Source organism: Marinobacter sp. SBS5, assembly GCF_048285575.1.
Taxonomy (GTDB): Bacteria; Pseudomonadota; Gammaproteobacteria; order Pseudomonadales; family Oleiphilaceae; genus Marinobacter.
Genome location: NZ_JBLWAZ010000009.1, coordinates 118,525 through 140,046, shown reverse-complemented (window position 1 = coordinate 140,046; position 21,522 = coordinate 118,525). Strand labels below are relative to the sequence as shown.

Below are 21,522 nucleotides of genomic sequence, written 5' to 3'. Positions count from 1 at the left end.
CGGCCCATCAATCCAGTAGTGTGGTTGGGTTCAGGCGGCCTTCCGGGTCAAAACTGGTGGTTAGGGCCCGAATGGCTTGCATGCCCAGTTCGCCTTTCTCCACCGGCATGAACGGTGCGTGGTCTTTACCGACCCCGTGCTGATGGCTGATGGTGCCGCCGTTCTGGACGATGATCTCCGACGTGGTGTTTTTTAGGCGCTTCCACCGCTCAAGGGTTTCGGCGTAGCTGTCGGCAACCCGGAAAACGTAGGTGGTGTAGATTGAGCAACCCTGACCATAAAAATGGGATAGGTGCGTAAAGACATGGGATTTCTCCTGCTTGTCATCAATCCCGGTGCGAAGACTGGTTTCCATCTTCTCCATCAAGCTATCGACATTGTCCCAGTCTGTCGCTGTCTCCAGCGTGTCAACGGCGTAGCCCATCTGCCAGAGAGCTTCACGAAGGTAGGGCATGGTGAAGCGCTTTTCAGCCCACTTGGAGCCCAGCTTGGTGCCGGTGTAAACGCCATCGTAGGCTTTGCAGACCTTTCGGGCTTGTTTTAGGCTCGCTGAGGCCTGGGGTTTTGTGCCGGTCACGCCGAAGGTCATCATGCATTTGCCTTCGGAGGCGCCCCGCACAGTCAAAAACTTCTCTAACAAACTAATCAACCCCGGGTGCCCGGCTAACGCAAGTTGAGTCTCCGTTTCGATGGGGTTGCTGAGCCGAAGCATCGACAGCTGGATTCGGTTCTGTACCAATTCACGGGCGGCTGTTCGTGCTTTGTCCCAGCTCGGGAAAAACACCACATGGAACCGTTCGTGTTCAGGCAGACGGGTAATTCGGGCTTTCACTTCAGTGATCAGACCCAAGCGACCTTCTGAGCCGAGGATCATTTCACGGATGTCGGGCCCGGCACTCGAAGCAGGGATGGTCGGGATTTCTAGCGGGCCCTGAAGGGTTTCGATGCGCCCGCCGGCGAAAAGCTGTTCAATGCGGCCATAACGCAGCGACTGCTGGCCGCTGGAGCGTGATGCGACCCAGCCGCCAATCGTGGACAGCTCGAACGACTGAGGGAAGTGCCCCAGCGTATAGCCATGGGCACGCAACTGAGATTCCACCAGTGGGCCGGGTGTGCCCGCGCCAAAGGTGGCCAGCTGGCTTTCCCGGTCGAGATCGATAAGGCGATTCATGTTGGCAAGGCTGACCGTAAGAACCGGTTTTCCCTGATCAACGGGATTGATGTGTCCAGCGACGCTGGTGCCGCCCCCGTAAGGAATCAGGTGGATGTCATTTTCCTGAACGTACTTGAGGAGTTTTTGAACATCAGAATTGCTGTTAGGCAGGGCGACACCGTCAGGGAAAATGCCAATCTCTCCACTGCGCATTGCCAACCAATCTGGAAGGCTTTGGCCGCGGGCGTGGCGAACCCGGATTTCCGGAGTGATATCGATCAGCTCACTCAAGCCTTCATTGGAAGGTAGACGGGATTCCGGGACCTTGGCGCACACTTCCTCGAGTGTGCTGTCGCTCAATGCGCTGGCTTGCCCGATACGTTCCGCAAGAAAGTCTTGTCCGCCCTTTGGGATATCCAAATTGAATTGATCATCACCCCAACCATTCCAGCGTCGCATGTATGCCTACTCCATTATTTGTAAGTTAGCGACATTCTATAGGTCGGTGGGCAAATGCGGGTGTCGGTGTGCGACAAGAGCGCTGTCATTTTACGACAGGTGTCGTAATAAGCGTGTTCAGGGGACGATGGCGCTGTTTAGCCTCTGGTTTAGATCTTGCCAGCGCTCAAGCTTCTGAGCATCACCGATGCGTGACCGGCTGCCAGCACCTTTGTTGAGCCAAAGGCCGTCACCATTAAAGCTGTAAACAGGTTCTAAATCAGTGCGTTGAGATGCTGGTTTAATCTCATTTATTAAGTTATCGAGTACCAAGGGATCGGAGTTTGGCGTTTCGTACCACGCGAGGACCATATGGGCCTGATTCAACTCTAACGCTTTAACGTAAACGATTTTGAGCTGTTCATCGGGGACGCCCATGGCTCGTAATGTGAGATATTTTGCGATCGAGAAATCTTCGCAGTCGCCTCCGTTTGTGGTGAGAAGCTCGATGGGCGTTGCCCAGTAGTCTTCTTCACCCCAATGGCGAATGTCGCTGACAAAGCGAACGCGATTGAAAAAGGAATTCACGAGCTTGAGTTGACGGTCGATCGGCGCGTTTGAAGCGAGTGCGTGCAAACGCTGCCAGTTTTCAAGACGTTGATGGGCCTCTTGGCCGAAGTCTTTGAGAACATAGTTCATCAGTTTGTCGCTGAGTTCCAGCGCGCTAACCAGCGAGACTGCAAGCAGTAAAGGCAGAAAGAAGGAACGGCGTGGGAGTAGTCTGGCGGCCGTTTCCATGGTGGGCCTCAGTTATTATTCCGTAGCCGCTGGCGCAATTGCTCCAAGCGCTGCCGGATTTCTTCTCGTCGTTGCTGCTGGCCGGTTGATGCCGGATCAGGCGTGCTTATTTGCGTTCGTGCTTGCGGAGCGGGAGTGGTTGTTTGCTGGTTATCGTTGGCCTCAGCCATGAAAACACCGGTACTTTTTTCGGCTTCCGGGAAATACAGGTTTTCCAGTTTACCTTGGCGCTCGATGATCACCCGGTTCGGAAACACCGTTCGAAGGGTGGCGTTCCCCGGGAGTGCTTTCCCCACAAGGTAGGCCTCAGTGTTGCCTTTGTCGTCTTCGATCAATGCACTGCCTGGGAAATCGCCGTCAGCGGCCAAAACACCGCGTAACGCCAGCCTGAGATTCGTTTCTGGCAGATTTTCAGTGTTAATGCTTGGTGATTCCGCTGATGCAGATGACCTGCCAAAGATGGGTAAGCTGGCCAGTTCGACCTGAGGGACGTTGTCGGTCGTGTTGGTGGTAGAGTCGATCGATACATTCGGTTCGGGCAATGATGCCCTTTGCTCGGATTGCCAGAATTGATAACCCTGCCAAGCGGTAATGCCAACCATGGCCAACGCAACAGCGAAAGTAAGGGTGAGTGATATCTGTTTTGGGGTGGCTAACATCTGTAATCCTGAACACGAATGGCGTGAACATGAAAAGTTCACAGGTTATCAGACTCAACGTAATTAGTGGCAGTATAGTGTACAGAGTTGTTTAGTGGTTCCCATTCCTGTGGTAGCCTTTTTGAATGCTTGCAGTATGACAGGTTGGGATAACACTGGCCCTATAACAAAAACCAGTGACTAGACGGATTTAACGAGGGAAAGTTGATCACCGAGACCGATATTCAGCCGCAAGATTCGCCGCTGGGCAGACTTCCGTTCACATTTGCCAAACGTAACGGCGTAATCCTTACCCGAAGCGAACAAGGCGAAGCGGTGATCCTCGTTCGGCCTGGCGCTTCGCATACCGCGCTTGCCGAAGCTAACCGGGTAAGTGGTGGGCGTGCCCGTTTTTCTACCATCGAACCCAGCCAGTTTGATGCAGCTCTTAATGCCGCCTATCAAAACGACTCTGCTGAAGCCATGCAGATGGTGGAAGGTATCGGCGACGATATGGATCTGGCATCGCTGGCAGATTCGGTGCCTGAAACTGAAGATCTTCTGGAGCAAGAAGACGACGCACCAATCATTCGTCTGATTAACGCCATCTTGACTGAAGCCGTTAAAACCAGTGCGTCGGACGTACACATCGAAACTTACGAAAAACAGCTGATCGTCCGCTTTCGAATTGATGGTGTGTTGCGTGAAGTGGTTCAGCCTAAGCGCGCACTGGCGCCTTTACTGGTGTCCCGCATCAAGGTAATGGCAAAACTCGATATTGCTGAAAAGCGAATCCCGCAAGATGGTCGGATTGCCCTTCGGGTTGCCGGCAGAGAAGTGGATATTCGAGTTTCCACGATGCCCTCTTCGAGCGGCGAGCGCGTGGTGCTGCGATTGCTGGACAAGCAGGCCGGCGCTATTCGACTTGAATCTTTGGGCATGGGCGATGCTGATCTGAAAACCCTGCGTAAATTGATTCATCGCCCCTACGGAATTCTGCTTGTTACCGGGCCTACCGGGTCAGGTAAGTCCACGTCGTTGTACGCGGGCCTTCAAGAAATTAACGACCGCAGCCGAAACATTCTCACCGTTGAAGACCCTATCGAGTACAACCTGCCGGGTATAGGCCAGACCCAGGTTAACCAGAAAGTTGATATGACGTTTGCCCGAGGTTTGCGGGCTATTCTTCGTCAAGACCCCGATGTCGTCATGATTGGTGAGATCCGTGACTTGGAAACCGCGGAGATTGCCGTTCAGGCAAGTTTGACGGGTCACCTGGTGCTGTCGACGTTGCACACTAACACCGCGGTCGGCGCGATTACCCGCTTGATGGATATGGGCATCGAGCCGTTCCTGATTTCATCGAGTCTGGTGGGGATTGTCGCTCAGCGATTGGTGCGAGTGTTGTGTGATCAATGCCGCGAACCCTACATTCCGACCGAAGAACACTGCGAGTTCTTGCAGCAGGATTCCGCTAACCCGCCCACCATTTTCCGAGCAAAAGGGTGCGAACACTGTAACCATTTGGGCTACCGGGGCAGGGTTGGTATTTACGAGGTTGTGGAGGTCACAGAGGCAATAGGTGCCCAGATTCATAAACGAGCAGGGGAGCTAGAACTCGAGCACGAAGCGCGGAAGCTCAGCCCCAGCATTCACGCTGACGGTGTCCAGAAAATTCTTGATGGCGTTACCACCGTGGAAGAAGTACTGCGCGTTACCCACCGGAGCAAATAACCCATGCCAGCATATGAGTATAAAGCGCTGGACCCGAGGGGTAAGCAAAAGCACGGTGTTGTAGAAGCGGATGCGCCGCGGGCCGTCAGACAGCAGCTCCGCGAGAAAGGCCTTACACCCTTGTCTGTGGAGGCGGCGGCTGAAAAGCAGGCGCGGAGCAACCCTTTAAGTAGCCGTGGTTCGTTGACGGCTGCCGATTTGGCGTTAATTACCCGTCAACTAGCCACCTTGATTCAATCGGGCATTCCTATCGAGCAAGCTTTGAGTGCCACGGCTCAGCAAACGGCCAAGCCGCGCATACGAGGTATGTTAATCGCCATCCGTTCCAAGGTGATGGAAGGTTACACACTGGCGGACAGCTTTGGTGAATTCCCCAAGGCCTTCCCGCGGCTCTACCGTTCGACCGTTGCGGCCGGTGAGCACGCGGGGCATTTGGATCTGGTGCTGAACCGGCTGGCGGATTACACGGAAAGCCGGCAGGAAGCCCGCCAGAAAATTCAGCTTGCCGCCATTTACCCCATCATTCTGAGTGTCGTTGCTATTTCTATTGTGGTGTTCCTGTTGACCTACGTGGTGCCGGACATCATCGAAGTATTCTTGAAGCAGGGTCAAGAGTTGCCTGGGTTGACGATGGCGATGTTGGCCGTGTCGGATTTTTTGGGCGCTTTCGGTGTCTACCTATTAATACTGCTGGTACTTGGGGTCATCGGGTTCCGAATAGCGCTCACTAAACCGGGCTTCAGGCTGAAGTTCCATAAACAGCTTCTCCATTTACCGTTGTTCTCCGGTATGGTGCGCGGCGTGAATACCGCTCGTTACGCCAGCACGCTCAGTATTCTCACAACGAGTGGTGTGCCCTTGGTTGAAGCCATGCGCATTGCCGGTGAGGTGTTATCTAATGATTTTCTTCGACAAGAATTGCGTGAAGCTGCGCGAAAGGTGAGTGAAGGTGGTTCCCTCCACCGTGCTCTGGACCAGACGGGCTACTTTCCGCCGATGATGCTGCATATGATTGCCAGCGGTGAATCCAGTGGCGAACTGGATAGCATGCTGGAGCGCACCGCGCGCATGCAGGAAAATACCCTGCAATCCAAAATCGCGGCGATCGTGGGGCTGTTTGAACCTATGATGTTATTGATCATGGGAGTGGTCGTATTGATCATTGTTCTGGCGATCATGCTGCCGATTCTGAACATGAGTAACTTGGTGGGCTAACCGCGGCTCGCGCGCCATCCGAAATTTCGAACGTTTTATAATTAAGAACCACGAGTAAATGACGAGTGACATTATGAGCAATAATCTGAATCGAAAATCAGTCAACGCCAAGGGGTTCACCCTGATCGAAATCATGGTCGTGATGGTCATACTGGGGCTACTGGTAGCCATTGTCGCGCCCAACATCATGGGGCGAAGCGATCAAGCCAAAGTGACGGTTGCCGAAACCCAGTTGAGCAATATTGCCAATGCGCTGGACCTTTATCGTCTTGATAACAGCCATTACCCATCCACCCAGCAGGGTTTGGAAGCACTGGTTCGTAAGCCCAGCGGCAGCCCGGAGCCCAAGAACTGGAACCCTGACGGTTACCTCAAATCCGTTCCCGAAGACCCCTGGAATAATGAATACCAGTACGTTAGCCCGGGTACAGAAGGCCCTTACGATCTATATTCCTTCGGCTCTGACGGCCAGGACGGCGGTGAAGGCGATGCCGCAGACATCAGCGTTTGGAATACCGAGCAGTAATTGATTGTGAACCACAGGACAGCCCATTCCGGTTTTACGCTGATCGAAATTCTGGTTGTCCTGATCATTGTCGGGCTGCTGGCGTCGCTTGCTGTCTTCAGTATGGGAGGCAACTCCCAGCAGCGTGAGCTTGAAAGTCATGTCCGGGAGCTTTACCTGCTTATGCAGACCGCGTCTGAACAGGCCGTCCTCAATAACCTGGAACTCGGTTTATTGTTGGAAGAGGATGGCTACCGTTTCGTCGCGTTTCAGGATGAATCCGGTGAATGGAAGCCCTCCGGTGAGCGGCTTTTCAACCAGCGAACGCTGCCTGAATGGATGACCGTCAGTCAGTTCGTTGAGAGTGATGCCCCTCGCTTAGCCTCTGCGGAAGATAAGCTCCGCCCAACAATCGTCTTTTTCTCCAGCGGCGAAAACACGCCCTTCGAAATTGAATTTACCATCGGAAATGACAGTGATCTGATACATACCCTTGCTTCCGACGGGGTGTCTCAGTTGGAGTGGCGGCAGCCCGGTTCCGGAGATGAAGAATGGTAAGGCGGCAGAAGGGCTTCACGCTACTCGAAGTGCTAATTGCACTGCTCGTTTTCAGTCTCATCGCGACTGCGGCTGCCGAGGTGGGTAGCCAGTACATTTCCAGTTTTGAGCGGGTCAGAGACAAAACGCTTGCAGGGTGGATTGCTGAAAACCGTATAAATGAGCTGCGGCTACAGGAAACGCTACCGGGCACGTCGGAAAACTCCCAAGATTCGGAATTTGGCACATACCGTTGGCAAGTGACCACGGTGGTGCAAGGCACTGCAGAACCGTCGATGAGGCGGGTAGAAGTGACGGTCGCAAAATACCCCAGTGAGAAGAACGAGCCTTACCCGGTGCACTCGCTGTCCGCTTTTCTGGGGGCGAAATGAAGCGTTCGAGCGGTTTCGTCAGAGCACAATCGGGCTTCACCCTGATGGAAATGCTCATCGCAGTGACCATCACCGCCGTCATTGGTTTGGGTGTCTGGCAAGTCGTCAGCAGTGTAGTGAACTCAAGAGATCGAGTGAATGCATTGGCTGAGCAGTTTGACGGATTGCAAAAGGCCATGTTGTTACTGGAACGGGACATCACCCAAGTCGTTAATCGGTCGGCGAGAGATGTTTATGGTGACTTCAAACCCTCACTCACGTCCCGAGACGATGCTTTCGAACTTCTACTCACGCGCCAAGGCTGGCGGAATCCTTTGGGATTGCGGAGAAGTGGTTTGCAGCGGGCAGGGTGGGAGTATACCGGCACTGAGCTTCGGCGCCGATACTGGCCGGTTGTGGACCAAGGTCAGGAAGAGGACGGTCGCGACATTGTGTTGCTGGATAACGTCAATAACTTCCAAATCCGCTTCTTAGACGATGAAGGCAAATGGCACGACACTTGGCCAACAGATCAAGCCATGGCCACAATGACCCCAGGCGCAAGGCCGGTCATTGAGTTGCCTATAGGGTTGGAAATCACGCTTGAGCACGAGCGTTTTGGAGAGATTGTACGGCTGTTTACGCTTCCGGATTTCTCCCAAGAACACGCGCAGTCGGTGGTCAACCAGCAGCAAAAAGCCGCATCCGAAGATTCAACAGAAGATACGGGTGAAAATGCTGCCGAGGGTGGATCATGAGTTCGTTGCAGCGCATAACCCGAAAAGGTCAGTCGGGTGTGGCGCTCATCATGGTGCTACTGGCTATGGCCTTGGTGGTGCTGTTGGCTACCGGTATGACCAAACAACAAAGCTTACGGATTTATAAGGCCGGGCACTATTTGGCGCAACAACAAGGGCTCAGCATTGCCCTTGGGGCCGAAGAGTTTGCGAAGCGGATATTGATTCGCGATTACGAAGAAGATAAAGAAGACGGCAACATGGTGGATAGCCTTGATGAGTTTTGGGCCATGCACGCGGCTGTACTGCCCCTTGATGAAAATGGTGTTGTTGAAGTTCAGATTGATGATCTCGGCGGGCGTATCAATCTGAACGACTTGATCGCACCCAATGGTGAAGTAGACCCACTGACCAAAGACCGTCTCTCTCGGTTACTGATTGCTCTAGGAATCAATGGACTGAACGTCGACACCCTGATTGATTGGGTTGATGCCGACGACCAGACCGCCAGCGCCTATGGTGCCGAAGACGGCCAGTATTTGATGGCAGATCCGGGATTCCGGGCTGCAAACCAACCCTTTGTATCGATCAGTGAGCTAAGATTAATTGAGGGCATGAAGGAAGAAATCTATGTAGCTCTTCGGCCACATGTTTCTGCGTTGCCGGTAAGTGGCATCGGTATCAACGTCAACAGTGCCACAGCGCCAGTTCTGATGTCTCTCCATGGTGAGCTGAACGAAGCCCAAGCCGAGGCCATCATTGAGAAAAGGGAAGAAGAGCGGTTCGAGAATCTTCAAGATTTTCTGGCTCTACCTGAATTCTCCGGGCTGGGCTTGAAACGGAATGGCCTAACGCTGCAAACCCGTTTTTTTGAAGTCGTATCACGGATTACCTACGATAATCGTGTCGTAAATATGGTCAGCACGGTGTTTCGTAATCCAGAAGGTGAGGTCCGAACGGTTCACAGGGATACCGGACAAAAGAACAGGATCTCCAAGGAACCTTATACTTTCTCAGAAGGATAACCATGTCTTATCGTCTATATGTGCGACCACTGCCGCCATTTGCCGACCCGGAGCAAAGCCCGGACGCCCAGCTTTATAGTTGGGTGTTGCACGATGCCAGTGGCGACGCTCAAGCGCGGGGCAGTGCGGACCCTAGAGCCGTGATCGAGCAGACTTTGGCGCAAAATGCGTTAGATAAGGTTCTGTTGATTGGCCTGATCCCTGGGGATGAAGCTGCCTTTTGTATGGCGGATATTCCGGCAAAACAAAACCGCTTCGTCCAGCAAGCACTGCCGTACGCGGTAGAAGAGCAAATCGCACAGGATATTGAGACAGTACATCTGGCACTTGGACAGCATTCCGACGAAGGGTATCTGGTTGCAGCGATTGATTTTGCGCAAATGGAGCGGTGGCAGCGTCTGTTTTCGGGCTGGGATCAAGTGCGGCTCGAGGCGATTTATCCTGATGCGTCACTGTTGCCAGCGCCCGACTCCGGTTGGATGATGTGCCTTGATGACGACTTCGTATTGATGCAAAGCCAACGAGGCGAATGGTTAAGAATGCAGGCCGACAATCTGCCATTGTTTGCCATGACCATGGCCGCACCGCCATCGGAAGAGGTTGTTGCAGAAATGCCCGTTCAGCTATGCGGAGGAGAGGCAGAATTAGAACGCCAGCAACCCTTGGTGAATGAGCTATCCGGTTCAACGGGCCGAGTGAACGTTCAGCAGAAACCGCTAGAATTATCAGTGCTTGAATTCCTGGCGTGGTCCCACCATCAGCATTTATGCCAACCCGTCAATTTGTGTCAGGGCCCGTTCTCCATCAAGGTGTCGGGCTCCAGCCCGCTAAAAGCATGGAAACCTCTGATTGCCGTTGCCTCGCTTTGGTTTGTTATACAGCTTGGCCTGGATATCGGGATGGGCATGTACCACAAGCAGCAAGCTGATGAGCTGAAATCGCAAGCGATGGCGATCTACCGGCAAGCTTTTCCCTCGGACCGCCGTACCCATGCCGGAAATGTTCGTCGAGTTATTGAAGGGCAGTTGCGTGTAGCCGGGTCACAGGGAACCGATGTGGATTTCATTACGCTGATGAAGTTCACCGGGGACCAGTACGGTCGCCTGGCAGGCGGTGGGGCGGTGACATTTAATTCCATCAACTATAGCCGGAATCGGGGCGAGTTAGTCGTTGATGTTAGAGCAGACAGTTACGATCGGCTGAGCCGATTGCGCAACGGGTTGGCCAATGAAGGGTTACAAGCTCAGATTGGCTCGGTCGTTAACGAATCTAACGGCGCTCGTGGCCGCTTGACGGTTTCAGGAGGGTAAACGATGTTTCAACGCCTAAAAGACCAGCCCGCCATTGAAAAACTGATTGCGCGATACGATCAACTACCGCAAAGAGACCGGCAGGCTTTGACTGTTCTGCTTGTAGCATTGGTTATTGCGGTGCTGTATTTTGCTATTTGGCGTCCGGTTTCTGATTATCGTAACAACGCCGAGGCCAGCCGTGAGAATGCCGGTGAATTGTTAGCCTGGATGCAGGCTAACCAGACCACCATTCAACGACTTGGGACTGCGGGTGCTGGTGGCTCGTCATCCAGCGCTGCGGATCGGCCCGCAGATGGCCGGGCGCTGATGGCTTTGGTGACTCGGTCTGCCGGAGAAGCAGGCCTTTCTCTCCAACGCTTTGAACCCTCTGGCAACGACGCTATTCGAGTGTGGATGGAAGGCGTCCCGTACGCGGATGTCGCCGCTTGGTTGGAGCGGTTGGACGCCCAGCATGGAATTCTGATTGATCAAGCCGCAATGGATAAAGGTAACGAGCCCGGGAAAATATCCGTCCGGCTCACTCTTGCCATTTAATTTGTTGGCGGGTTACACGAAATACAGGAGACATAGTGTCTAGTTCCCACGATTTTGACCTGATTATTATTGGTGCTGGTTCTGGCGGTGTTCGTTTAGCCAGAATGTCTGCTCAAACGGGTGCCAAGGTAGCCGTTGTAGAGTCCCGGTACCTTGGTGGAACCTGCGTAAACGTAGGCTGTGTACCCAAAAAGCTGTTCGTGTACGGGGCCCATGTCAGGGATGAATTGGAGGATGCACAGGGGTATGGGTGGAACATTCCATCTGAAGATGTGAGCTTCGACTGGCCCACACTGGTTGCCAATAAGAACGCTGAAATAGAACGGCTTAATGGCATCTATGGCCGAATGCTGGAAAATGCCGGTGTCACCATCATTGAAGGCACTGCAAGCATTGTTGATCCGGAAACGATAGCGGTAGGGGACAAGCAATACACCACCAAGCACATCACCGTTGCTACCGGAAGCTGGCCTGTTATACCGGACATTCCAGGTAAGGAATGCTTGCTCACCTCAAACGAAATGTTTTACCTACCGCAACTCCCGCGCCATGCGGTGGTTTGGGGGGGCGGTTACATTGCTGTTGAGTTTGCGGGCATTCTGGCTGGGTTAGGTGTTGAGACCACCTTGCTGTATCGCGGGGATCTGTTCTTGCGTGGATTTGATGAAGATATTCGTCGATTCACCGAGCAAGAAATGCGTAAAAAAGGCGTAGATCTGCGCTTTAACGTGACCATCGATTCGGTAGAACCTGACAACGCGCTCTACAAGGTGAATTTGAGTGATGGCAGCAGCCTTCAGACAGGCTTAGTGATGGCGGCAACAGGCCGCCGTGCGCTCGTCGATGGCTTAGGGCTTGAGCAGGTTGGGGTAGAGCTTAACGATTCCGGGCATATCGTTGTTGATGAGCACTTCCGCACAGGGGTTCCATCTATTTCGGCGCTTGGAGACGTGATTGGTACACCCCAACTTACACCCGTTGCGTTGGCGCAAGCGATGGTATTGACCCGGCGTTTATTCGGCGATGGTCAAGGGGATATGGATTACAGCGCCATTCCGACTGCAGTGTTCTGTCAGCCAAACATCGGAACTGTAGGACTGACCGAAGAGGAAGCGATCAAAGCCGGTCACAGCCTGCGTATTTATCGTTCAGACTTCCGCCCAATGAAGTACACGCTGAGCGGTCGCGATGAACGATGCCTGATGAAACTGGTGGTAGACGACCAAACCGACAAAGTGTTGGGAGCCCATATGGTTGGCCCAGATGCGGGGGAGATTACCCAAGGTCTGGCCGTTGCGATTAAAGCGGGTGCTACCAAAGCCCAGTTTGATTCAACTCTGGGCATCCATCCCACCTCAGCAGAAGAGTTCGTGACAATGCGGACGCCTATTCAGTAACAGGCAGATCAAAGGGTATCTCAAAACGGAATGAGGTACCCTGGCCCATATCCAATTCTATGTGAACATGCCCTCCCATCAGTTCAACCAGTCGTTGAACCATCGATAGATTAAAACCTGCTCCCCCATATCTCGAGTGGGTGTGTGGATTGTGAAGATTGTTGGCATTTTGCGTACTAGAGCTAGAGTCACGTACGGTGCAGGAAATCAGAACATGCTGCGCATCGACTTTCACCCAATTGGTCCTCACCGTAATGAAGCCATTGCTGGTTAGTTCAAGGGAGTTATCTAGCAGCCCGCTTAACACCTGCCTCACTCTTGGCGCGTCGCCTATGACCATCGCTTTGTCCGGCCAATCGCCGAGACAATGAGACTCTAAAGAGAGCTCCTGTTGCTCTGCGGCATGCCGGTACGATGCTATGCAATTGGAAATCAGTTCTCGCAGGTCAAAGGGCTTAGCATCTAACGCCTTAGCGCCGCTGTCCAGGTGGGCATAATCCAACATGTCGGAAATAACCGTTAACAAATCCTGAAGCGATTTCTTGGCGGTATTGAGGTAATCCTCTTGGCGCGCGGTTAGCGGTTCCTGCTCGATGTGCTTGATCATACCGATCACACCGTTCAGGGGAATGTTGAGTTCTTGTCTCATACTCGACAAAAATTCTGATTTAACTCTGCTCGCGTGTTCAGCTTTTTTGCGCTCAGCTTCCGAAACCGCGAGGGTTTCGTCACGAGTGGTTTTAAGATCTTGAAGGCGTTGCGCCAGCTCATTGAGCTGCTGTTGAAAATCGACGATTTCGGCCGCAACGCCTTTTGAATGAATGGGTTCGGCGCGATAGTCGCCGCGTATGAGGTTGCCGACACGACTACCCAAGTTTTGCATTGGGCGAAGTATATTGCCCAGAAATATTTGCACGAAAATGATGGCGAACAACAGCGTTCCGCCGCCCACCAACAGGGACGACCACCAAATACTCCGAAGTTTAAGGTCTAACGTTTCTGTACTCACGCCTACCTGAACGGTGCCAATCCGAAGAATGCCTGCACCTGTGTTCCAGCCTGTTAGAAACCATTCCGCCTCATTTTTTTCGCCAAGCATCAAAGGTTCCTGAAAAATCTCAGACTCGTAAACTTGGTAACGGCGGGCGTTGATATCCACGCTCGGATTATCTTCACTGGAAAATCCGATTTCCTCACCAACTACGTCCATAACTCTGACCCAATCCGCATCGCTATGCTCAAGGGCATTTTCAAGTACCTGTTCTAGCGCAAAGCTGTTGCCTGATACGATGGCGTATTCAAGAACAGGGGCAAGGTTATCGGCCAGTAACTGGCTACTCTGGGCCATAGAGTCACGGGCATCATCCAGCCGGACCCAGGTGAAAAATGCAACAAGAACGCTAAACATCAGGAGCGCAGGTAAAACGCCAAGAAGCAACAAGCGCCGTGAAAGTGAAAGCGATATCGATGACGCTTTCTGTTGGTGATCAGTCATCGGACACCTCCTGAGATGATTTCAGGAGTAGCTTATCTACAATATTTGATAGCTGTTCGGGCTCACTCAAAGGTATGTTGAGTGACCGTGCTACCTGCCTGTTAACATCAACGTTGTAGTCTTCTGGATAGCTTGCCGGGGGAAACCTACCGTTTGCCGAATAGTAGATTAGGTATTCCGCTGTTCTATCGGCCATTGATGAATAAGTTGGATAGCTTGAAGCGAGAGACCCGGCTTTCACGTACGCCTGGCTAGGCCCTATCAGTATTTTGCTCCGCCTGTAAGCGGTAAGAAGAATGTGTTTGATGTTTCTTGGGTGATAAATGTCACCGTCGGGCGTCCCCAAGAGTAGGTCGCCGTAGTTCAGCGCGCGTATGAGCGTAGGGATCAGCTGTTCTTGTTTCGTTACAATGAACACCTGACCTTTAAGGCCAAAGTCTGGCAGACGCTCCAGTAAAGGGTCATACAGTGAGCGGTTATGCGGACTCACCAAAATGGCCACTTTCGTTACGTGGGGCAGTATGGCTTTGCCTGTGAGCGCTTGCCGAATCAGCGGCACGTCGTAAAGAACAGCGCTTATTTTATCGGATACTTCATGAGGGTATTTGTCTAGAAACTGGCGCTCAATCAAGGTACCTAAAACGGCTACATTAGGCTTTTCCCGGCGTAAACGGTCAAATGCTTTCGGACCAATGGTAACCACCGGTTCATTGCCGACCGTCGCAAGCTGGGAGTCGGCTACCAATTTAAGCTCGATATTAGGCCCGGCCCGATCTGCAATAAGACCCACAAAATAGCTATCCAGAGCTCGGTTGCCGGAACCCACGACAGACACCTGTTGGGGGATAATGGTTTCGGATTGAGAATAGGCGCTAAGAGGCCAACTGGCCATGAGACAGCAGACGGCAAGTAAGCTTAGGAGGCCTCTCAAGATCAAAATCTAACGCCCGCTTCCAGAAAAAACTGATTATGATCTTCGATGTTGTTGTCTGAACTCAGCTCTGGCTCCCGGTTCAAGTAATGTTGCATGGTGAGAGCGAGTTCTGCGGTGTAGTCCGTACGAACGAATTGCTTGGCTACCCGGAAATCAATCCGTTCAAACTGATTCCCGGTACGAAGAAATTCGTCGGCCCAATAAAATGCAGATGACGTTTTGACATCAAAAGGAAGGTCCTGAATGATGGCTAAGCTTCCCGAGTGCCGGGTAGACATTCTGGTAAGAAGTCCCGCTTGGTACTCATGCTGTTTGGTATGTACCTCACCCGATTCATCGAGAATAGGGGGGCCGATGTAGCGTGAATCTTGGTCAAGATATGCGTATGTGGCCCGCACGGCGGTGTTTGGATAATCGAGCGTTGCTTCCACTTCAAATCCTTTTTGGTCGACATCCACGTTGTTGCCAAGCGTCCATTTGGCCAACTGAATGACACCACTGATCATATCCCGCATTTCATCTTTGAACCCACGAACCTCTAAAGATAATAGCGCAGATTGTAGGGGAAACTGCCCAAAATAGCTTATCTCCCGAGACGTAATTCGTTCTTCTTCAAGGTCTCTGCCGAGCGTTAGAGCGCTGGGTGTTTGAGCCGCATCGGTTACCGTTATCCGACGCCCTTCGAGGTCAGAATAGTTGGCTGGGGTGACATTGGTCAGGGTAAAGCCCGTGTTCGGGCTTTGTTCGAAAGTGTCCGGGGGGCGCACTGCTTGCGAAAACACGAACCGGATAGCGTGATGACTATTGATAATAAAGTTTGTTGCTACTCGCGGCGAAAAATAGCCCTCGTCTGTGGTACTGGAATGCTCCCAGTTGCCACCAGCGTTCAGGGTCATCCACGGCCAAGGCGTATACTCCAGGTTGCCAAAGTAGCGCGACTGATAGCTGTGTTCGCGACCATCGAAATAAGTTTCCGAACGCAAGGTGTTTTTTCGGAACCCAGCGCCGGACACCAGCTTGAGATCGTTGTTAAAAATCAGCGTATCTTGGATTTCCACTTCGAGCCTTGTGTCTTCATAATCCGCATTGACGCTGGCACGCAAGGGCACCTCACCCTCAACGGGGACTTGGCACGGCTCGTAACGTTTACCCGGATTATTGGGATCTTCTGTTCGGAAATAGAGTGGCGGACCGTTCGGATCTCGCAAGCAATTAATGGCTGACTCGCCTAGCTCAATATCATAGCGATCCCGGCGGTTGAAATTCGAAACGCTGGCAAGAATATGGAAAAAGTGGTTTTCCGATGTGCTGTGGTTTAATTGAGACTGGATGTAGTAATCCCGCACATCAATATCCGGATGCTCAACCGGGTCCACTTCACCGCTTTTCCCCATATCCTGTTGTTTGATGCCATCCGTGACCCCGGCTTTTACTTCAATATTTGTGTTTCGGTTGAATTTGAACCGACTGTCATATCCGAAAGCGTTGATGTTGTGGCCGTCATTAAAGGGAATCTGCTCACCACCGTCCTCTTGGTAATCAAATCCGCCAAATTTGCGTTTCTCATAAAAAAGCCGCCAATCAACCTCCTGCCCCGCACCCCCAACTGAGCCAAATGTTCGTATATGATTCCTCGAACCGCGGGTTACCCGAGCTTCTGCCCCCGCCGTGTCGGCCGGATCACGAGTGATGATGTTGATGGTTCCCAGGAACGCATTAATGCCATATGCGGCAGAGTTCGGGCCTCTGGCCACTTCGATGCGTTCGATCAACTCGAGTGGTACCGGCATGGTCTCCCAATCCATGTCTGAAATCGTTGCTCGATGGGCTGTGCGGCCATCAACCAGAACTTGCATTCGCCTTTGTTCATAATGCACTGTGCCATGATAGGTGGCGACTGGCTGATGGCTACCAACGAAGTTAACAGTCATACCGGGCACCAAGCGAAATACTTCGTAGAGATTCATAATGCCCAGATTGCGAATCTGGTCGCCTTGAATAACGGTGGTAGTGCCCGGTACGCGGGTTTTCGGTTGTCTTAAACGAGTTGTGGTGAGTACCTCGGGGATGTCGTTGTCAAACCCGTGAAGTTCACTAGAGAAGGGCGGTTCTTCGGCTGTCGCAGAGATCGGTATCGCAACCCCTAAACTGCTGATGAATATTGACCAGCCGATATACCTCGCGAATTTCTTGGCTTTTACTGAACAGGACAAGCAATTCGTATCAGGCATAGTAGTCGTTCTATAATTAATTGTTCAGCGGGGTAGTTAGTAGCCTTTATTCTCCAATCCTAGGAGAACCAATACCATTTGTCTCGAGAAAGTTTACAGAGACTACATATTTGGAGTGATTGTTGTATGAGCTGCTGGGAAATTCTGGGTATTGAGCCGACGGGTGACCGCGAAGAGATTCGTCAGGCTTATGAGCGCCAGATGAAATTTGCTTCAGCCGAAGAAGCTCGAAAATTGGACCAAGCCTATCGTGAGGCTGCTGGAGGCGAACCTCGGGCTAACCCGGTTTCTTCGCCGGAACCGAGCTCCGCGGAGGATGAACAGCTGGATGCCAACGAATCCCAAATCGTGCGAGAAGTGGTCATCCAGATTAAAGCACTGATGAATGATTCAGGCCGCCAGCAGGATGCTGGTATCTGGAAAGCGATACTGTGCGAACCACCTGCAGATCAGCTGCCGCTTCGTCGCGAAATCGGCCGACAGCTTGAAGCGTGGATTCGGCCATTGGCTGAAAACGGTTCACTTTCTCAGTCGGTGGCTCGTTTTTTGGGTGAGTGGTTTGAGTGGTTCAGCGTCCAGGAAGTTATTACCGAGCAAGAACAACAATCACGTGATCTCGAAGCACGCGAGCCTAGCGTTGAAGAAGAGCCGCTCTCGCAAACAACAAATTTCTGGCCGGCTGTCATCGGATGGATCATCGGGTTAGTGATTCTGACCATGATCTTTGGTGGTATGGGCGTTGGCGGCTGAAGCCTGCTCAATTTTAACCCGATACTTCTGTGCCAAAATGGCACCAACGATGACCTGGATCTGGTTATAGCACATGATCGGTAATACGATCATCCCGAAGCCAGGGTGCCCGGAGAACAACACCTTGGCCATGGGCAAGCCAGATGCCAAACTCTTCTTCGAGCCGCAGAACACCACTGCGGCTTCGTCCTCCAAACTGAACCCGAATTTCCTGACCATTAAGGTCGCTGCCAACATAAATAAGCCCAGCAGTGCGAAGCACAAAAGAATGGCCAAAACGATGGCTTGAACAGGAAGGTTCTGCCACAGGCCGCTGACTACCGAATGGGAAAATGCAGAATAGACGATGATCCAGATAACGCACTGATCATAGCGCGACATAAGCGACTCATTGCGCCCAAGAAATCCGCCCAGCCAAGGCCTCATGGCATGGCCCGCCGCAAAGGGCAACAAAAGCTGAAGAACAATGTCTTTCAGAGCTTCTGTCACAGAAAAGTCGCCATCCCCGGATGTGGAGACCAGCAAGAGCAGCAAGAAGGGCGTTAGCATCATGCCAAATACGTTGGACGCAGCAGCGCTACAAATTGCTGCGGGCACGTTACCTTTGGCCATCGCGGTATAGGCGATGGAAGAGGATACGGCAGAGGGCAGCACGCCAAGATAAAGAAAACCAAGTCCAAGATCTTTCGGCATCCATTGCGGCACGATATTACTTAGGCCGTTGATGGGCAGAACCGCCAGCGGGAAGAAAACGAAGGTCAGTGATGTGATCAGAATGTGCAGTCGCCAATGAGTCGCGCCGTCTATAATCTGTTGACGGGATAAAGCCGCACCGTGAAGAAAAAACAATAAGGCCACGGCCCAAGTGCCGAGACTGGCAATGGCGTCGGCAGCGGCACCCGTTACCGGGAAGAATGAGGCTAAAACAATCGCACCCAGCAGCAGCCAGGTAAACGTATCAATACGAAATTTCATGAGTAGACCTTAGTCAGTTACCCGGGTCCGGAGTGATAAAGGTGTAATCAGCGGTATCGACTGAACGTGTGGCAAATCGATAACTGAACGTAAAACCGGGCCAAAGCGCCGTGTTTCTTCCGTGGTCATCTAAATACCAAGAGTGGCACCCGGAATCCCAAACCGTGCCATCCAATCCTTTCTGGACCACCGAACAATAACGGGTTTGGCGATCCTCTCGCACGTCCATCGCTGAATTCGGATACTTGACCAAAGCATCCAGTGCGCTGATGACGTACCTGAATTGCGATTCGAGCATATAGAGAATCGAATTGTGGGCCAAGTTGGTGTTCGGGCCATAAAGCATAAACAAGTTCGGGAAACCGTTCACGGCGATGCCTTTAAATGCCTTTGCACCTTCAGACCAGACATCATTCAACGACACCCCGTCACGCCCGGTGATTGTAATGGGCGATAAATATTCGCTCGCACGGAACCCTGTCGCGAAAATGAGGGCGTCAGCAGGTCGATGATGGCCACCAGTGGTGACAATGCCTGTTTCATCAACGTGCGAAATACCCTCTGTAATCAGATCAAGATTTGGCTGATCGATAGCCGGATACCAGTCATTGGAAATAAGAATGCGCTTACAGCCAATTTGATAGTCAGGGATGATGCGCTTGAGCTTGGAAGGGTCCGTTACATGGGCCTCGGCTTCTTTAATCGCCTGACGGGCGACCACATCCAAAAGTTTGCTGAATCGGGTGAAGGCCAACGCACGGGATTCGTTCTTCACGTAAATCAGTGCGCGGTAGAATCGATCCCAGAGAGGCACCTTTTTAAACAAAGTTTGCTCCGATCGTGAAAACAGACGATCGGATTTCGGGACGACCCACGCAGCCGAACGCTGGTACAAATCCAGTTTCTCGACGTCAGGGACGATTGCCGGAACAAACTGTATGGCGCTGGCGCCGGTGCCAATGACGGCCACTCGCTTACCGGACAAGTCGAAATTATGGTCCCAAGTGGCCGAATGAAATGTCCGGCCTTTGAAGCTCTCAACACCGGGAATAGCAGGCACCGCTGGCCGGTTAAGTTGACCGGTGGCTGTGATCAACACCTTAGCGTTATAGGACTCGCCAGATTCGGTAGTGACCGTCCACGAATTATCCGCGTCATCATAGCTTGCGCCTGTGACGGCTTGATTGAAGCGGATATGCGGCTGCAAATCATATTTGGCAATACAGTGTTCAATGTAGCCTTGGATTTCCGGTTGTGGCGCGAATTTTCGGCTCCAGTCATGCTTTGGCTCGAAAGAGTATGAATAAAGATGCGATTGCACGTCACATGCCGCACCGGGGTAGGTATTGTCGCGCCAAGTCCCGCCCGCTTTAGGCGCTTTTTCCAGCAAGGTGAGGTTCGTGTAGCCGGCTTGTTTTAGCTGGATAGCCATACCAATGCCACCAAAGCCGGTTCCAATAATAATGATGGAGAGTTTTTGCTGCACACGCCGTTTCATGGTTACTGCCTGATTATTATTTTGTTGCCAGACTATAGCGCCCAACGCAGATAACAAAAAGCCCCGAGCCTGTTTTCAGGTCACGGGGCTTTTGGGCAAGCAGTGCCTTGCAACCAAGCGATTACATGCTGCTGGCATTAGCCGCGTCTTGGAAGTTCCAGTCTACAGTACGTGGTTGGTGGCTATCCGCTACAAACAAATGCCCAACATTGGGTACGGCATACCAGAGCTCACCGCGAGTGGGGTTTTGCTGCGCGAACTCAGCATGGCTCATACCGGTTTCCCATAGCTCTATGCTTCGCCAACCCTCAGGAGCCAGCTCCAGACGTACTTCGGAACCAATCAGACTGATGGATTGTATGCGCAAGGGGAGGCGAGCATGAGTGTTGGGTGAACGCGACAGCTGAACTTCATGTGGCCGAAGATAGAGCTGGGCTTCTTGATCGCCTTTGGTGCTGGGTAACGACACCCATGCATCACCCTGAACCAGTTTTTGGTTTTTAACGACACCTGACAGCACATTTACGTGACCTAGGAAATCGAACACAAAACGGCTGTCAGGGCGAGCGTACAGCTGGGCAGGGCTATCCACTTGTTCAACTTTACCTTGGCTCATCACGACCACTTGATCGGAGAGCTCGAGAGCTTCTTCCTGATCGTGGGTGACGAAAATGCTGGTGAAGTGATATTCGTCGTGCAGTGCACGCAACCACCGGCGGAGGTCCTTTCGAACCTTGGCATCCAGCGCACCGAACGGCTCGTCCAGCAGTAGAATCCGTGGCTGTGTGGCCAAAGCGCGGGCCAGTGCTACCCGTTGCTTCTGCCCACCCGACAATTGCGACGGATACCGGTCCGCCAGTTGCGGCAACTGGATCATTTCCAAAAGTTTCTCAACGCGCTGGGCGATTTCCTGTTTCGAGGGGCGCTCTTTGCGTGGGAGGGATTCCAAACCAAAGGCAATGTTCTGTGCGACCGTCAAATGGCGGAAGAGCGCATAATGTTGAAACACAAAACCGATATTCCGGTCACGAACGTGCAGATTGCTGACATCTTCGCCGCCAAACAATATTTTGCCCGCATCGGAGGATTCAAGACCCGCGATAATCCGCAATAGCGTGGTTTTGCCGGAGCCTGACGGGCCGAGTAGAGCGGTCAGCTTGCCTTCAGGAATGTCCAGGGAGACATTGTGCAGCGCCTGAAATTTTCCAAAGGTTTTGTTGATGTTCTGGATAGTGATGCTCATG

Annotated in this window: 20 protein-coding genes; 11 read left to right on the top strand and 9 right to left on the bottom strand. The window is 52.4% G+C overall.

The annotated features are described in order from the left end of the window. Positions 1-7: 7 nt before the first annotated feature. The 3 genes from ACNQ6O_RS15275 to ACNQ6O_RS15265 form a co-directional block, all read right to left on the bottom strand. A complete protein-coding gene (locus ACNQ6O_RS15275; RefSeq protein WP_418054041.1) occupies positions 8-1,612 on the bottom strand; it encodes an FAD-binding oxidoreductase in 1,605 nt (534 codons plus the stop codon). A 117-nt stretch (positions 1,613-1,729) separates the two neighbouring features. Beyond that, positions 1,730-2,389, bottom strand: a complete 660-nt coding sequence (locus ACNQ6O_RS15270; protein WP_418054040.1) for a transglutaminase-like cysteine peptidase — start codon at positions 2,387-2,389, stop codon at positions 1,730-1,732. An 8-nt stretch (positions 2,390-2,397) separates the two neighbouring features. After that, the gene (locus ACNQ6O_RS15265; protein WP_418054039.1) at positions 2,398-3,048 is read right to left on the bottom strand and encodes a type II secretion system protein N; all 651 of its coding nucleotides are present in this window, start codon (positions 3,046-3,048) and stop codon (positions 2,398-2,400) included. A 204-nt stretch (positions 3,049-3,252) separates the two neighbouring features. On the opposite strand from ACNQ6O_RS15265, the gene gspE reads away from it, so the two are divergent. The 10 genes from gspE (at position 3,253) to gorA (ending at position 12,395) form a co-directional block, all read left to right on the top strand. After that, positions 3,253-4,761, top strand: a complete 1,509-nt coding sequence (gene gspE / locus ACNQ6O_RS15260) for a type II secretion system ATPase GspE (RefSeq protein ID WP_418054038.1) — start codon at positions 3,253-3,255, stop codon at positions 4,759-4,761. Between the two features lie 3 nt (positions 4,762-4,764). Continuing rightward, positions 4,765-5,976, top strand: a complete 1,212-nt coding sequence (gene gspF, locus ACNQ6O_RS15255) for a type II secretion system inner membrane protein GspF (RefSeq protein ID WP_418054037.1) — start codon at positions 4,765-4,767, stop codon at positions 5,974-5,976. Positions 5,977-6,049: 73 nt separating this feature from the next. After that, complete coding sequence (gene gspG / locus ACNQ6O_RS15250) at positions 6,050-6,502, top strand: type II secretion system major pseudopilin GspG (RefSeq protein WP_418054036.1); 453 nt, start codon at positions 6,050-6,052, stop codon at positions 6,500-6,502. A gap of 6 nt (positions 6,503-6,508) precedes the next feature. Next, complete coding sequence (gene gspH / locus ACNQ6O_RS15245) at positions 6,509-7,039, top strand: type II secretion system minor pseudopilin GspH (RefSeq protein ID WP_418054035.1); 531 nt, start codon at positions 6,509-6,511, stop codon at positions 7,037-7,039. Then, positions 7,033-7,410, top strand: a complete 378-nt coding sequence (gspI, locus tag ACNQ6O_RS15240; RefSeq protein ID WP_418054034.1) for a type II secretion system minor pseudopilin GspI — start codon at positions 7,033-7,035, stop codon at positions 7,408-7,410. The genes gspH and gspI overlap by 7 nt, the downstream gene beginning before the upstream one ends. Further along, on the top strand, positions 7,407-8,147 hold the full coding sequence (gene gspJ, locus ACNQ6O_RS15235; RefSeq protein ID WP_418054033.1) for a type II secretion system minor pseudopilin GspJ: 741 nt from the start codon (positions 7,407-7,409) through the stop codon (positions 8,145-8,147). The genes gspI and gspJ overlap by 4 nt, the downstream gene beginning before the upstream one ends. Beyond that, on the top strand, positions 8,144-9,151 hold the full coding sequence (gspK, locus tag ACNQ6O_RS15230) for a type II secretion system minor pseudopilin GspK (protein WP_418054032.1): 1,008 nt from the start codon (positions 8,144-8,146) through the stop codon (positions 9,149-9,151). Before gspJ ends, gspK begins: the two co-directional genes overlap by 4 nt. Positions 9,152-9,153: 2 nt before the next feature. Next, complete coding sequence (gene gspL, locus ACNQ6O_RS15225; protein WP_418054031.1) at positions 9,154-10,461, top strand: type II secretion system protein GspL; 1,308 nt, start codon at positions 9,154-9,156, stop codon at positions 10,459-10,461. A 3-nt stretch (positions 10,462-10,464) separates the two neighbouring features. Further along, a complete protein-coding gene (gene gspM / locus ACNQ6O_RS15220; RefSeq protein WP_418054030.1) occupies positions 10,465-10,998 on the top strand; it encodes a type II secretion system protein GspM in 534 nt (177 codons plus the stop codon). A gap of 35 nt (positions 10,999-11,033) precedes the next feature. Next, on the top strand, positions 11,034-12,395 hold the full coding sequence (gene gorA / locus ACNQ6O_RS15215; protein WP_418054029.1) for a glutathione-disulfide reductase: 1,362 nt from the start codon (positions 11,034-11,036) through the stop codon (positions 12,393-12,395). On the opposite strand, the gene ACNQ6O_RS15210 is transcribed toward gorA, so the two are convergent. The 3 genes from ACNQ6O_RS15210 to ACNQ6O_RS15200 are packed head-to-tail and all read right to left on the bottom strand — an operon-like array spanning position 12,385 to position 17,055. Continuing rightward, on the bottom strand, positions 12,385-13,890 hold the full coding sequence (locus ACNQ6O_RS15210) for a sensor histidine kinase (protein WP_418054028.1): 1,506 nt from the start codon (positions 13,888-13,890) through the stop codon (positions 12,385-12,387). The two genes, gorA and ACNQ6O_RS15210, sit on opposite strands and share 11 nt — an antisense overlap. Beyond that, entirely contained in the window at positions 13,883-14,782 is a 900-nt protein-coding gene (locus ACNQ6O_RS15205; protein ID WP_418054027.1) for an ABC transporter substrate-binding protein, read from the bottom strand. The genes ACNQ6O_RS15210 and ACNQ6O_RS15205 overlap by 8 nt, the downstream gene beginning before the upstream one ends. Before the next feature lie 41 nt (positions 14,783-14,823). Beyond that, positions 14,824-17,055, bottom strand: a complete 2,232-nt coding sequence (locus tag ACNQ6O_RS15200) for a TonB-dependent receptor plug domain-containing protein (RefSeq protein WP_418054026.1) — start codon at positions 17,053-17,055, stop codon at positions 14,824-14,826. Positions 17,056-17,181: 126 nt separating this feature from the next. Here ACNQ6O_RS15200 and ACNQ6O_RS15195 point away from each other — a divergent pair, with 126 nt between their 5' ends. Continuing rightward, positions 17,182-17,805, top strand: coding sequence for a J domain-containing protein (locus tag ACNQ6O_RS15195; protein WP_418054025.1), 624 nt, complete (start codon positions 17,182-17,184; stop codon positions 17,803-17,805). Here ACNQ6O_RS15195 and ACNQ6O_RS15190 read toward each other — a convergent pair. The 3 genes from ACNQ6O_RS15190 to ACNQ6O_RS15180 form a co-directional block, all read right to left on the bottom strand. Then, on the bottom strand, positions 17,758-18,780 hold the full coding sequence (locus tag ACNQ6O_RS15190) for a bile acid:sodium symporter family protein (RefSeq protein ID WP_418054024.1): 1,023 nt from the start codon (positions 18,778-18,780) through the stop codon (positions 17,758-17,760). The genes ACNQ6O_RS15195 and ACNQ6O_RS15190 overlap by 48 nt on opposite strands. 13 nt (positions 18,781-18,793) lie before the next feature. Beyond that, the gene (locus tag ACNQ6O_RS15185) at positions 18,794-20,278 is read right to left on the bottom strand and encodes a flavin-containing monooxygenase (RefSeq protein ID WP_418054023.1); all 1,485 of its coding nucleotides are present in this window, start codon (positions 20,276-20,278) and stop codon (positions 18,794-18,796) included. Positions 20,279-20,399: 121 nt separating this feature from the next. Next, entirely contained in the window at positions 20,400-21,521 is a 1,122-nt protein-coding gene (locus tag ACNQ6O_RS15180) for a sulfate/molybdate ABC transporter ATP-binding protein (RefSeq protein ID WP_418054022.1), read from the bottom strand. Position 21,522 lies beyond the last annotated feature (1 nt).